Raw genomic sequence first — 14,600 nt, 5'->3', positions numbered from 1 at the left:
TAAAAAATGGAACTTGTACTTATTGCGATTGCATTAGCTATGGATAGTGTTGCTGTATCTATAGCTAGTGGAAGTAAATATAAAAATATAAACTTTTCAAACACTATTAAGATAGCAGCTTTTTTTGGTATAGCACAAGGTTTAATGCCTCTAATAGGCTACTATTTAGGTGCATTATTTGCAGATTTTGTGGATAGTATTGATCACTATATTGCCTTTATGATTTTAGTATTTTTAGGATATAAGATGATACAAGAAGCAAGAGCAGATGATTTTGAAGATGAAATAACAGACTTAAAAACAAAAACTCTTTTATTTCTAGCAGTAGCCACATCTATTGATGCTCTTGCTGTTGGAGTTACTTTCTCTTTTTCTAATACAGATATAATTTATGCAGTTAGCCTAATCACACTTGTAACTTTTGCCTTATGTATAGTGGCTGTTTATGTTGGTAAATATCTAGGTGGTTATTTAGAAGATAAAGCTGAATACTTAGGTGGGTTTATATTAATAGCTTTAGGATTTAAAATACTAATAGAAGGATTAGCTTAATATAAAATGACTTTTACAAAAGAACAAGAAGAGATTATTTTCTCAAAAGAGCCATCTTTTAAAATAAATGCTGTAGCAGGTAGTGGTAAAACCACTACTCTCTTAGAGTATGCAAAACAAAACAGACATCTAAAGATTTTATATCTAGCATATAATAAATCCCTTCAACAATCAATCCAAAAAAAGCTAAATGAATACAACTTATCAAACATGAGTATAAGCACTATTCACTCTTTAGCTTACAATAAAATAGAAGCTTACAGATACAATCTTGCCCATGATTTAAAGGTACAAGTAATTGAAAGAGTCTTATGTTCTTTTGAACAAACAGTAAATCAAAGAAATAACTACTACCCTATTCCTGAATATATTGCTCTTATGAAAGACTTAGTAAACTTTTATTGTAATAGTTCATTGATAGCCCTTGATTTAAAACTTATAGAAAACTATAAAAAACAATCAGATTTAAGTGCTAAAATTTTAGAGCTTATCAACAAAGATACTTCAAGAGTATTGGCTCATCTAAAACATATCTTATCTTCTATGAAAAACAAACAAATAGATGCAACCCATGACTTTTATCTAAAGATGTTTTATCTAAACAAAAAAATCAGCTCAAACCTTGGATATGATTTGATTTTAGTAGATGAAGCTCAAGATATTTCAGATGTGATGATAGGAATAGTTGAATCACAAAACTGTAGAAGGGTTTATGTGGGTGATTCTTTTCAACAAATCTACTCTTTTAGATATGCAATAAATGCCTTAAATAAAATAGATTTACCAAGTTTCAATCTTACAAAGAGTTTTAGATTTTCAAATGAATATGCAAAAGACTTACAAAGAAGAATCAATAGCCTTTATGAAAAAAATAGTACTAAACCTTTAAACATTTCAGGTATTGACTCAAAAACCTCTTTTCATAGAAACTGTATAGATGAAGATAAACAATACACTATTATCTCAAGGTCAACTTTTGGTTTAATCCAAGAGTTAGTACAACATATTCACTCTGATAAAAAGTTCTATTTTGAGGGAGGATATAACTCTTATTCATTTATGAATCAAACTGTTTACTCTATTTTTTATCTAAAAGAGAAAAAAAATGATAAAGTAACCCTAGATGAAATAAAAGATTTCGAGTCAATCTATGAGTTAGAACAGTTTGCTAAAGATACAAAAAATCAAGACTATTTAAACATCATAAAATTTATCAATACTTATGGAGATAATATCTTTGATATAAATAAAAAAATCAAAGACAGACTTACCACAAACAAAGAAGAAGCCAATATTATCTTTACAACAACCCATAAATCAAAGGGTTTAGAGTATGACCAAGTTTTAATGACAAATGATTTTATCACAAAAAAAGAGATAAGCAATCCAAAAACTAAACTATCTCACTTAAGAATAAATGAAGAGTTAAATATCTATTATGTAGCAGCTACAAGAGTTAAAAAAGCTATTGATTTAGCTTCACTAAATCTTGATTATACTTATAAAGAAGGTGATGTAGTAAGCTCTGTTGGGAAACCAAAATATGCTAAAAAAACAAGTGATAAAAAAATGAAAGACTTACAAGAAGAGTGGCTTAAAAAAAATAGAGTAAAGAGAGTTGATGCGTTCTAAACTTATAGTTTTAGTAGCATTTATTTTGGCTGCTCTTAGCTATCAAACAGTAACAAAAAAAACTGATTTTCAAATCTCTTTTTATCATTGGAAAAACAGCTTCAATGAAAAAAGTGTAAAAGAGAAACTTTACATAAAAGTCTTAGATATTTCCTACTCAAGTAAATTAGAGTTTGTTAAAACAAGATTTACTCAAGAAGTTCCAAAAGACTTTATTCCTACTATTTATATCACAAATGAAGCTATGAAAAATATCAATTTCAAAAAAATAAGTAGCCTAATTTTAGAGCAAACAAAAGCTTATGAGTTTAGTGAACTTCAAATAGATTGTGACTGGTCACTTCTAAGTAAAGCTAACTATTTTGATTTACTAAAAGAGCTTAAAGTAAAATCAAACAAAAAGATTAGTGCTACAATAAGACTTCATCAAATAAAATACTTTTCAAAAACAGGTGTTCCACCCGTTGATTATGGGGTTTTAATGTACTACAATATGGCAAATATCACAGATATAAATACAAAAAACTCTATTTTAGATAACAATATTGCAAAGAAGTACCACTATAATTTTGATGAATATCCTCTAAGACTAAAACTTGCACTTCCTTTATACTCACAAGCAGTAAGGTTTAGAAAAGATAAACCTTTGGATATTTTTGAAGGTCTTAAAGAAGAGGACTTTGATAAACACTTTATCAAAATAGATACAAATCTTTATGAAGTTAAAAAAAGTATCTATTTTAAAAAGAAATATATCTATAAAGGTGATATTTTCAGACTTGAAGATAGTTCAAAAGAAGATATAGCTACTGCAATAAATGACTTTTTTTCATTAAGTAAAAAACCTTTTAATGAGATAATCTTTTACAGATATTCATACAAAAATAAATATAATCTAAACAATTTAATCAAGGATAATTTATGATTTATAAAATAGTATCTTTAGTTTTAGCCTTTACAATAAACTTACTTGCTTGTGCTTCAGGCTGGGATTTTCATGATAAACAGTTTGTTTTTTTAGAACCAAGAGAACTTCCTTTTTCTAATCATTCTGGAAATCTAAAAGATTCAGCTATTTACAATCAAATTCAAAGAGATTATGAAAAAAGAAATAAACAAGCAAACCTAAAAGAGTGGCAAAATCAATTTGCTAAAAAACTATCAATACAAGAAATAGAAAAAATAGTTTATAAAAGAGAAAATCTTCATCTAGTAAAGAATAAAGAGATTTTAGAGTATTTAGATTTTGTAGAAGAACAAGAGGCTTTAGTTGCCCCATATTATTACTATTTTCATAAGAAAAAAAAGAAAATTAATCCAGATATTCTAATATCAAAAGCACTAAAGAAGATTGATAAAATAGACTCTCAGTATTTAAAACTAAGATATTTTTATTTAGCTTTTAGACTAGCCCATTATAAAAATAAAAATGCTATTGAAGTTTATGAAAACTATAAGTACCTTTTAGAAAACAGTGAAAAAACAATAGTGAAAGAGTGGATAGAAGCACTATATGCAGGAGCTTTAATAAAAGACAAACAAATTGCATTAGGTGTTTATAGATTTACAAAATTATTTGATAAATCAAAAATAAACTGGCAATTAAGTTTTTACAATTTCTATCATATAAACACAAATGAACTATGGGAAGATCTTCAAAAATTAGCAAAATCAAAGGAAGAAAAAGAGAAATTCATAACACTTAGAGCTTTAAATGATAATGCAAATACTCTAATAGAACTTCAAAACCTATATGAATTAAATCCTAACTCAAAATGGTTTGACTTTATACTTTATAGACAGCTTTTATATACTCAACACTTTTTTGATGAGCATACTTTATATGAAAGAGATTTCCAAATAAAAGAGTATATAAGTTTTTTAGAATCAGTAGATAAAGAAGATATGTATTTAGTTAAACTTGCGCTTTCATACTTCTATTTATTTGACAATCAGTTATCAAAAGCAGAAGAATTATCAAATAAACTTCTTCAAACAAATAATAATCATGAATCAAAAACATTATCTTACATAATTTATTTAAACAAATTAAAAGATATTACTTTAAAAGATGAAGATGAAATATTTACGAAGATGAATAAACTTTTAGAGGAACATAAAGAGCATAAAATTCATAGTAATGATATTTTCAACTATACATTTAAGAAACTTGAAAAACTTTATTACTCTAAAGATAATCAACTAAAAACAATTTTAAGTGCTTCAGTCAATAGTTTAAGTACTACTGTTTTTGATTTAGAAACTATAAATGAATTTGAAGAGTTTTTAAAAAGTAATCCCAAATCAAAATTAGAAGAGTTTTTTATAAAAACGTTTAAAGAAGATTCTCAATCTATATCTTTTAAAAATACTAACACTAAGATTTTAATAAATAATTTACTATTTAAAGAAGCTTTAAATAGTAAATCTAAAATATTAGAAGAAAAAATAGAGTTCAATCCTTTTAATGTAAATATAAAAGGAAACAATAGAGAAGGCAAACAACATATCTATACACTAAAAGAGTTCCTAGAAAAAATATTAATTATAAAAGAGCAAATAGAAAAAAAACCAAATAGCGTAATGGATAACTATTTATATGCAAATGCTTTATATAATCTAAGCTATTTTGGAAATTCAAATACTCTTACAACTGTTTATAGAAGTGTTTACTCTTTTAAAGAAAAGCCCTTAGAAGAGCAAAAAGTAAAATTATCTATTAAACACTATAAAAAAGCTTTAAATCATGCAAAGAATAAAGAGTTTAAAGCAAAGATAGTCTATATGCTTGCAAAATCAGAACTTGCACTATATGATATAAAGTTTTCACAAAAAAACAACCCCTACTATCTTACTGATAAAGAGAGTTATAGTTTAGAAAGACACTGGTATTATTCAAAATCAAAGATTTATAAAAAGTATATTGAAAATGGATATGGTGAGTTCTTTAAAATCTTAGATGAAAAATATAAAGATACAAAATACTATGAAGAGCTTATTAAAGAGTGTGCTAATCTAAGAATATATAAAAAAGAAATTAGGTAACATTCAAACATAAATAAACAAGGAAGAAAATGCAATATTTCGGAACATTTGAAACAAAATATGAAGAAGTTTTTTTAACTTCTAGTTATATGTATTTCAATTATGATGATGAAGACATCATCACAGAAAAAGAGTTAAAACAAAAAATCAAAACAAATAAAGATAGAAAGAAAAACATCGTTGGTACAATTTATCTTTATAATCCGGTAGTTACACCAGTTGGGTATGATTCAAATAGTTTTCTTTTAGATCAAGATTTTGATAAATGGGGTGATTTAGTTGAAATCAAAGGTGAAAGTTATATAACTATCTTTAAACAAGCTATGCAAGAGAAATGTAAAGGTAAACTTGTAGAAATCAAGAACCTATTTAATTTAGTTGAACAAAATATTGATGCTTCATCTTTACTTATGAAGTTCAATTCTGATTTAGAAAAATACAATTCATCACAAAATACAGAATTTGATAGAGATATTATGTATTTAGATGCTGCAAATCTTATTCCAAATGGAAAGTTTGTATTTTTTGCATGGGGAGATAAAATTAATGATAAAGAATTCCCTTATATCAATGAGTATGCTAAGACATTATATGAAAATGTTTTAAAACTTGGTAAAAAAGAAGTTTTTGTATATAAAGAAGAAAAATCAAAAGAAGGTGCGATTGAGTACTTACAATTTTCGAATCCTGTACAAAATATTAAGAATAAAAACACAATTAGTGAAGCAATTAAAAAAGCTTTTGAGGAATTTCCACCAGTTCCTACAGCATATAAGTAGAAAAAGATTAGATAATAATAGTCTTTTTCTTTTTTTTGAAAAAAAATTGATTTTTTCTATTACTTTCAGGTTTCTTTAATAAACAACCTATTATAATTTCACCCACATAAGCGATTGGGGTATCGCCAAGCGGTAAGGCCACGGTTTTTGGTATCGTTATTCGGGGGTTCGAATCCCTCTACCCCATCCATTATGTAAACATATCATCGGTGAGGTTGGAGAGTGGTCAAATCCTGCGGATTGTAAATCCGCCGCCTACGGCTTCGAAGGTTCAAATCCTTCCCTCACCACCACTTAAGTATGGTTCGATAGCTCAGTCGGTAGAGCAAAGGATTGAAAATCCTTGTGTCGGCAGTTCGATTCTGCCTCGAACCACCACTTATAAATAAATATACACTGTGCGAGTGTGGCGGAATAGGTAGACGCGTGGGACTTAAAATCCCATTCCGGTTTCGGAGTGTGAGTTCGATTCTCACCATTCGCACCACCCTTTTTAAATCAACAATCAAAACTTATTTCAATTTAATCAAAAAAACAAAATCAACTTTAAATATATTTTATTTTATAAAACAAGCCCTTTATAGGACTTATCTTAATTTTTCAAGAATAGATATTAAATGATTAGATATATCAATTAACTCTTTTGAAACTTTTAAATTTTCTTGAGCTTCTAAATCAGCTTCTTGTGAATTTGATGAAACTTGTATCATCTTATTACTAATTTCATTTACCTCAGAACTTACTTCTTTAGTTATATGAGTTACTTGTGTTGATATTTTATGTTGCTTATCAACAGAGTCAGATATATTTGTAGACATAGATACTATTTCTTCAATAGTATTATCAATACTTTGAATAGAATCCAAAGAATCCTTTACAAGTGTTTGTATATACTCTATTGCTTTTGTAATCTCATTTGCTGCGTCATTTGATCTATTTGCCAAGTTTCTTACTTCTTGTGCAACTACTGCAAATCCTTTACCAGCTTCACCTGCTGTTGCTGCTTCTACTGCAGCATTTAATGAAAGAATATTTGTTTGAAATGCAATTTGTGAGATTATATCAATCGTATCTCCAATTTTTTGAGACTCTTCATCTAACTTTAAAATTGCATTTGTAGTATCTTTTGACTTAGTTAAAGCAATATTTGAAATATCCTTACCTTTCTTTGTTGAAGAAGATATTTCTTCAATTGAAGATAACATCTCTTGAATTCTTGATGAGACACTTGATAGTGATTCATTAATATGTTCAGTAGATGTTGTAACTTCTTGTGTTTCAGACATTGTTTGCTTTGTTCTTTTAGTAATTGAATCAGAAGTATTTGCAAGATCTGATAATGATTTTCTTAAATCAACTATATTTTCATCAACCAATAACATATTCTTTTTTATATTAGTAATATCAGAAGCATATTTTACAATCTTAACAACTTTACCATCTAGACCAATAATTGGATTATATGTAGCTCTTATATAAATATCATCACCATTTTTATGAACTCTTTTATACTGTCCAGAATCAAACTGACCATTATTTAGTTTTTCCCAGAAGTTTTTATACTCATTTGAGTTCTTATACTCTTGTGTACAAAAAATACTATGATGTTTACCTACTATTTCTTCTAAAGAGTATCCTGTAGTTTCTAAAAAGTTTTTATTTGCTGAAAGGATTGTTCCTTTAGTATCAAACTCTATTACTGCTTGAGATTTATTGATAGCTTCTACTTGTCCTTCATTATCTAAACTTTTTAGTTTTTTAGCTGTTATATCTACTGCAAACTTTACTACCTCAAATACTTTTCCATTTGAATCTTTTAACGGTGTATATGAAGCTTGGATATATATTAAACCTCCATCTTTTTTAACTCTAGTAAACTCAGAAGACTGAGCAACACCCAATGATAGTTCATTCCAAAACTTTTTATAATTATCACTTTTAACATAAGTCTCTTCACAAAAAATCTTATGTTTTTCTCCTACAATTTCATTTAGTTCATATCCTAATGCATCTAAAAAAATTTTATTAGCATCTAAAATAGTTCCATCAGGAGTAAAACTAATTTCTGCGTAATTATCTTCAATAGCCCTTAATTTGGCCTTTTGTCTTTTTGACATAAATATTGACATTCTATTATTTTCTCTTTTATAATTTTTTTTATTATTTAAAATTATAATGATTATATCTAATCTAATAATAAAATCTACTTATATTTATATTAAGCTATTTCTTAAATATACTTTTATTAAACTATGATAAAATAGTATATTAAAATAATTTATTATAAAGTGACATAAGCTATGACTTCATTGAATAAAATCGAAAATATAATTGAGAGTGATTTTTTCAACAATTGCCCTACTTCAGCTATTATTTTTGAGGATAAAGAGTTAAATAAATTAGTAAATATCTCAAAAAATATCAAAACACTAACTTCTTATAATAAAAGTGATTTTATTTCAAATAATATTTCATTTAAAAACTTAATTATAAAAGAAGATTTAGAATTAATTATAAGAGAAATAGCTACAAATGAAAATACCAACTTTGAACTTCCAGTTTTTACAATAATAAACAAGAATAATAATCCTGTTTATGTAAAAGCAAATTTCTCAAAAGAAAAAGAGTTTTATCTTTTATATTTAAATGATATAACTAAAGAGTATAAAGAAAAAACTATTTTAGAAACGGAAAAAAATAAACTTGATTCTATTATTCATGTTTTACCTGATTTACTTTGGATAAAAAATAAAGAAGGTGTTTACCTAACATGTAATAAAAGGTTTGAAGATTTCTTTGGAGCAAAGCAAAAAGATATATTAGGTAAAACTGATTATGATTTTGTAGATAAAGAACTAGGAGACTTTTTTAGAAAACATGACCTTAAAGCAATGAAAAGTAAAAGACCTGTTTCAAATTTTGAAGAGCTTACATTTGCAAATGATAATCACATAGAGTATGTATTAACACAAAAAACAAAAATATTAAATAATAAAAATGAGCTTTTTGGTGTTTTAGGAATAGCAAGAGATATTACAGAGATTAAAAAACTTCAAGATAATATAGAGAATGAAAAGCTTAAATACAAAAAGCTCCTTGAACACTCTTCTGATGCAATTTTTATAGTAAATGAAGAAGCTAAAATTATGCAATGTAGTAAACAATTTTATAAAACTTTAGGTTACACAAAAAAAGAAGCTTTAAACTTACATGTATGGGATTTTGAAGCTAATCATGAAAAAGAATTGATTCTTCAAAATGTAAAAAATGTTTTAAAAAATCCACTGATGTTTGAATCAAAATATAAAAGAAAAGATGGAAAACTTATTGATGTATCTATTAGAATAGCATCCGTAGAGATTGAACATCAAACTTATATTTATAGTTCTTTTAGAGATATTACAAAAGAAAAAGAGCTTCAAGAAGAACTAATCAAACAAAAAAATGAACTTGAAACAATCTTCAATTATACACAAGATAGTATAGTAATAATAGATGAAAACCATAAACTAGTTAATTTTAATGACTCATTTTTAAAGCTAACACAATACACAAAAAAAGAGCTTTTAAATAGTGATTATAAAGAGTTGATTTCAAAAGAAGATAAAGCTAAATTCTTATTAGCAATAAATGAAGCTTTAAAACTAGAACATTCAGAATATTTTGAAAAAACTATTTTTGTAAAAGATGAAAAAAGAGTAGTTGTTAGTATTTGTATTTCTTCATTACCTAAAAAAAATAAGTTCTTACTAACAATAAAAGATATTACAAGCAAGAAAACTTTAGAAAAACAATCAAAATTAGCCTCTATGGGTGAGATGATAGGTAATATTGCTCATCAATGGAGACAACCTTTAAGTGTTATTACAATGAATGCAAGTGGATTAAAACTTCAATCTCAAATAAATACAATAGAGCAAAAAGATATTGATAATTGTGTTGAAAATATTATGAAACAAGCTAAATATCTATCAAATACGATTGACAACTTTAGAAACTTTATAAAAGATAATAGAGATGAAATCAAAGAAATCTCTCTTAAAAGTGTAATTGAAGATACTTTAAACCTAGTAAATGCCTCTCTTAAAAACAATTATATTGAGTTAGTATTAGATATAAAAGATTATGAGATACTCGGGAATAAAAATGAGTTGGTTGAAGCATTTATAAATATAATAAATAACAGTAAAGATGCATTAAAACAAAATATAGAAAAAGAAGATGATAGATTTATTTTTATAAAAACTATTAAACATACAAATGAGTTAGAACTTCTAATTTATGATAGTGCAAACGGTATTCCTGAAAATATTATAGATAAAATATTTGAACCATACTTTACAACAAAACATAAGTCCAATGGAACAGGCCTTGGATTAGCTATAGTTGATAGAGTATTAAGACAAAGACATAAAGCACAAATTAATGTGTTTAATAAAAATTTTAAATATAATAATAAGAGTTATAAAGGTTGCTGTTTTAGTATTTTATTTAAGCAGTGATTATATTTTTGATACTATTTAAATACTTTTTTAATATATAATGAAAAAATTGATAAAAGGATTAGCTTGAAATTAGAAGAAATGAAAATTATTTCTATTGATGATAATGAAAACAATTTATTTTTAATAGAGGCTTTTTGTAATGATATGGGACTTAATGTAAAGAGTTTTTCTCAACCTTTGGATGCACTTTTATATGTACTAAACAACAAAGTTGACATGATACTTATTGATTATATGATGCCTCAACTAAACGGTTTAGAATTTATAAAAGAGTTTAGAAAAAACAATACTAAAACACCTATTATCATGATAACTGCAGCAAATGACCAAGATGTACATAATGAAGCATTTCAAGCAGGAGCTAATGACTTTTTAAATAAACCTGTAAACTCTACACTTTTTAAAGCAAGAGTACTAAACCTTTTAAATCTATACAAAAATACTCTATTAATTGAAGATAAAGCAAAACTTTTAGAAGAAGAAGTTGCAACAGCAACAAAAGAATTAATCGAAAGAGAACATGAGACTCTAAATATTCTAGGTAAAACAGCAGAGTATAAAGACCCTGAAACAGCTTCACATGTTGCTAGAGTTGCCCACTATTCTAAAATGCTTGCAAGAGAGTATGGATTAAATGAAAAAGAACAAGACATCATCTATTTTGCTTCTCCTTTCCATGATTTAGGAAAAGTAGGTATTGAAGATAATATTTTATTAAAGCCTGGAAGACTTGATAAAGAAGAGTTTGAGGTTATGAAAACTCACGCTTCAATAGGATATGAAATTCTTAAAAACTCAAAAAGTGAGTACCTGCAAGCAGGAGCAATAATTGCAATAACTCACCATGAAAAATATGATGGTTCAGGTTATCCAAAAGCATTACAAGGTGAACAAATACATATCTATGGAAGAATTGTAGCTATTGTTGATGTATTTGATGCATTAACTTCACATAGACCTTATAAAAAAGCTTGGACTTTTGAAGAGGCTTTAAATCTTCTAGTTGAAGAAAAAGGTAAACATTTTGATCCAAATATTGTAGATTTATTTATAAAAAACATTGAAGAAGTTAAAACAATATATAACTCATTTCAGGAAGAAAACTAAAAATGAATTTACTAAAAAAACTTTTAGGTCCTTTAGCTAATCCTTTTACAGGGCCTATTTTTGTAATTACAATTATCCTTACAATCTCTATGGTTTTTATTATTCCTAAATATACAGAAGAGAATAACAAAGAACAAATGGCTCAAAATGCCCAAGAGATTATAAAAAATCTAAAGGATACAAGAGCTTACTATACAAAACATGTTATTAGTAAACTTAAAAACAATGAGAATATAGATATAAACTATGACTATTTAGATAAAAATAATACTATACCTTTACCTGCAACACTACTACATGATTTAAGTGAGATTCTTCCTCAAAATAATATTCAAGTAAAAATGTATAGTAACTACCCTTTTCCAAATAGAGAAAATAGAGTTTTACAAGAACATGAAAAACAGACACTATCATATTTAGTAAATAATCCTTCAAAAATTTATAAACAAAAAATAGTACAAAATGGTGCAAAAGTTTATAAAGTTGCAATTGCTGATATTTTTACAGATATGTCTTGTGTAAATTGTCATAACAGTAGAGCAGACACACCTAAAAACGACTGGCAAATAGGTGATGTAAGAGGTGTTATTGAAGTTAGTATGCCATATAAAAATGAGTTTATATTAACTACACAACAAACACTAATTATGGTTTCAATACTAATTATATTTATTTTAATTCTAGCTATTCACTACAATGTTATATCAGAACTGAATAAAAAAGAGCATGCTAAAGCAAAAGAGACACTAGAAAATGAAGTTGAAAGTAGAACAACTGATTTAAAAAATGCAAATAAACTTCTAAGCCAATATAAAAGAGCCGTTGACTTAAGTGCCATTGTTTCAAAAACAGATAAAAATGGTAAGATTACTTATGTGAATGATGAGTTTATTAGAACTTCTAAATATTCTGAAAATGAGTTAATTGGTGAAAATCATAATATTGTAAGACATCCAGATATGCCAACAAGTATTTTTGAAGAGCTGTGGAATACTCTTTTAAATAAACAAATCTGGAAAGGTCAAATAAAAAATAAAGCTAAAGATGGTAGTGCATATTATGTAAATACTACTATTGTTCCTATTTTAAATTATCAAAACGAAATAGAAGAGTTTTTAGCAATCAGATTAGATATTACAGATGTTATTAATTCACAAATAGAAGCTCAAAAAGCGGATGAGGCGAAGTCAACATTCCTAGCAAACATGAGTCATGAAATTAGAACTCCTTTAAATGCTATTATTGGTTTCTCTGATATCCTTTGTAAATCTAAATCTTTAGATATTCATGGTGTTAAACAAGCTAGAATTATTCAATCTAGTGCTAACTCTCTATTATCTATTATTAATGATATCTTAGATATCTCTAAAATTGAAAGTGGTAATTTTGACATTACTATTGATAATACTGATTTATATTTTATCTCTGAGCATGTTATTGAGCTTTTCTCTAAAAATGCTATTGAAAAAAATCTTAAACTTATTTTCAACATTGACCATAGAATCCCTATGTGTATCTTAACTGATGGTGTTAGAATTAGACAAGTTCTTTCTAATCTTATCTCTAATGCTATCAAATTTACTCCTGAGCATGGAAAGGTTGAGCTTAATATCTCTTTAGAGTCTATGTCTAATAATAAAGCAACTATTAGTTTTGAAATTAAGGATACTGGTATTGGTATTCCTGAGGATAAGCTTGACAATGTATTTAAACCTTTTATTCAAGTTGACCACAAATCAACAAGAGAGTTTGAGGGTACTGGTTTAGGTTTAAGTATTTGTTCTCATATTATAGAAGCTTTAGGTTCTAAAATTGGTATTGAGAGTTCTATTGGTTTAGGTACTAGATTCTTCTTTGATTTATCTTTTGATGTTTGTGATGATTCTATTCATACTAACAAAGACTATTTACATCATTTAAACTTCAAAGTTGAAAATACTAAAAATGATTTATATCACTACATTAAAAGATATTTATCTATTTTTGGAACTATCAATATCAACAAGTCTTCATCTAAGGATATTTATATCTTTAATTACAACAAAGATGGTGATTTAGATGAGTTTAGAAAGCTTCACAAAGACAACCCTATTTTAATTCTATTTGAGTATGAAGAGGATTTATCTAAAGTTGTATTAACTGATAATGAACAAGCTTTATCTTTACCTTTCTATGCTTCTAAGGTTAATGATGCACTTCAAGAGTTACAGAAAAAAACTGTTGAGACTATTTCAATAGATGATGATAGCAATTTAGTTGATTCATTTACTGGTAATATTTTAGTTGCTGAGGACAATCTTGCTAATCAAGAGTTAATCTCTTATATTTTAGAAAGTTTAAATCTTAATTTCACTATTAAGCCAAATGGGAAAGAGACTTTAGATGAGTTTATTTCTAATCCAGAGTCTTACGATTTAATTTTAATGGATATTAATATGCCTGTTATGGATGGTATTGAGGCATTTAATGCTATTAGAGAGCATGAAAAGCAAAATGCTTTAGGTACTATTCCTATTATTGCTTTAACTGCTAATGCCATTAAAGGTGACAGGGAAAAATTCTTAAATCTTGGTATGAACGAGTATTTATCTAAACCTGTTAATACAAGCGAGTTAAAGTTTTTATTTGAAAAGTTTTTAAATAAGAATAATATTTCTGAAAAGATTGAAGAGAGTTCTTTAGAGGACAATAGTTCATCTAATACTTCATTTCAGATTGATGTTCAAAAGGTTATAGATAAACTTGGTGTATCTGAGAATATTGCTTTAATGATTATTGAGAAGTTTAAAAAGGAAATTCACAAGGATTTAGATGAGTTAAAGTTAGCTATTGAGAATAAAGATTCTGAATCTATCTCTTCTAAGGCTCATTATATTAAAAACTCTTGTTTAAATCTTGCTTTAGATGATATTTGTAATCTTCTTCAATCTTTGGAAGATAACTCTGATCTATCCTTTGATGACATTAATGATATTTTTAA

9 protein-coding genes and 4 tRNA genes are annotated in these 14,600 nt (G+C 26.6%); 12 read left to right on the top strand and 1 reads right to left on the bottom strand.

Annotated elements, in window-relative coordinates; all coding sequences use genetic code 11:
* Positions 1–6 precede the first annotated feature (6 nt).
* The 9 genes from ACH5BF_RS13750 to ACH5BF_RS13710 all read left to right on the top strand — a co-directional run bounded on the left by ACH5BF_RS13750 (position 7) and on the right by ACH5BF_RS13710 (position 6,495).
* Positions 7–552 carry a manganese efflux pump MntP gene (locus tag ACH5BF_RS13750; protein ID WP_423274832.1) on the top strand — a complete coding sequence of 182 codons (546 nt, stop codon included), beginning with the start codon at positions 7–9 and terminating at the stop codon, positions 550–552.
* 6 nt (positions 553–558) lie between these two features.
* Complete coding sequence (locus tag ACH5BF_RS13745; RefSeq protein WP_423274831.1) at positions 559–2,184, top strand: UvrD-helicase domain-containing protein; 1,626 nt, start codon at positions 559–561, stop codon at positions 2,182–2,184.
* Positions 2,174–3,109, top strand: coding sequence for a hypothetical protein (locus tag ACH5BF_RS13740; protein WP_423274830.1), 936 nt, complete (start codon positions 2,174–2,176; stop codon positions 3,107–3,109). The genes ACH5BF_RS13745 and ACH5BF_RS13740 overlap by 11 nt, the downstream gene beginning before the upstream one ends.
* Positions 3,106–5,229, top strand: a complete 2,124-nt coding sequence (locus ACH5BF_RS13735; RefSeq protein ID WP_423274829.1) for a hypothetical protein — start codon at positions 3,106–3,108, stop codon at positions 5,227–5,229. Before ACH5BF_RS13740 ends, ACH5BF_RS13735 begins: the two co-directional genes overlap by 4 nt.
* Before the next feature lie 29 nt (positions 5,230–5,258).
* Entirely contained in the window at positions 5,259–6,008 is a 750-nt protein-coding gene (locus ACH5BF_RS13730) for a hypothetical protein (RefSeq protein WP_423274828.1), read from the top strand.
* A gap of 115 nt (positions 6,009–6,123) precedes the next feature.
* Positions 6,124–6,198 (top strand) — tRNA-Gln (locus tag ACH5BF_RS13725).
* A gap of 18 nt (positions 6,199–6,216) precedes the next feature.
* Positions 6,217–6,301, top strand: a tRNA-Tyr gene (locus tag ACH5BF_RS13720).
* Positions 6,302–6,310: 9 nt separating this feature from the next.
* Positions 6,311–6,386: transfer RNA gene (locus ACH5BF_RS13715), tRNA-Phe, on the top strand.
* Positions 6,387–6,408: 22 nt separating this feature from the next.
* Positions 6,409–6,495: transfer RNA gene (locus ACH5BF_RS13710), tRNA-Leu, on the top strand.
* Positions 6,496–6,595: 100 nt separating this feature from the next.
* Here ACH5BF_RS13710 and ACH5BF_RS13705 read toward each other — a convergent pair.
* Positions 6,596–8,137 (bottom strand): methyl-accepting chemotaxis protein, encoded by a 1,542-nt coding sequence (locus ACH5BF_RS13705; RefSeq protein WP_423274827.1) that lies wholly within the window; start codon positions 8,135–8,137, stop codon positions 6,596–6,598.
* A 171-nt stretch (positions 8,138–8,308) separates the two neighbouring features.
* Here ACH5BF_RS13705 and ACH5BF_RS13700 point away from each other — a divergent pair, with 171 nt between their 5' ends.
* The 3 genes from ACH5BF_RS13700 to ACH5BF_RS13690 all read left to right on the top strand — a co-directional run.
* Positions 8,309–10,510 carry a PAS domain-containing protein gene (locus ACH5BF_RS13700; protein WP_423274826.1) on the top strand — a complete coding sequence of 734 codons (2,202 nt, stop codon included), beginning with the start codon at positions 8,309–8,311 and terminating at the stop codon, positions 10,508–10,510.
* Between the two features lie 66 nt (positions 10,511–10,576).
* Complete coding sequence (locus ACH5BF_RS13695) at positions 10,577–11,620, top strand: HD domain-containing phosphohydrolase (RefSeq protein ID WP_423274825.1); 1,044 nt, start codon at positions 10,577–10,579, stop codon at positions 11,618–11,620.
* 2 nt (positions 11,621–11,622) lie between these two features.
* The coding region (locus ACH5BF_RS13690; RefSeq protein WP_423274824.1) for an ATP-binding protein at positions 11,623–14,600 on the top strand (2,978 nt) is incomplete at its 3' end.

Source organism: Arcobacter pernae, assembly GCF_049472135.1.
Lineage (GTDB): Bacteria > Campylobacterota > Campylobacteria > Campylobacterales > Arcobacteraceae > Arcobacter_B.
This window is presented reverse-complemented; position numbering and strand designations above follow the sequence as displayed.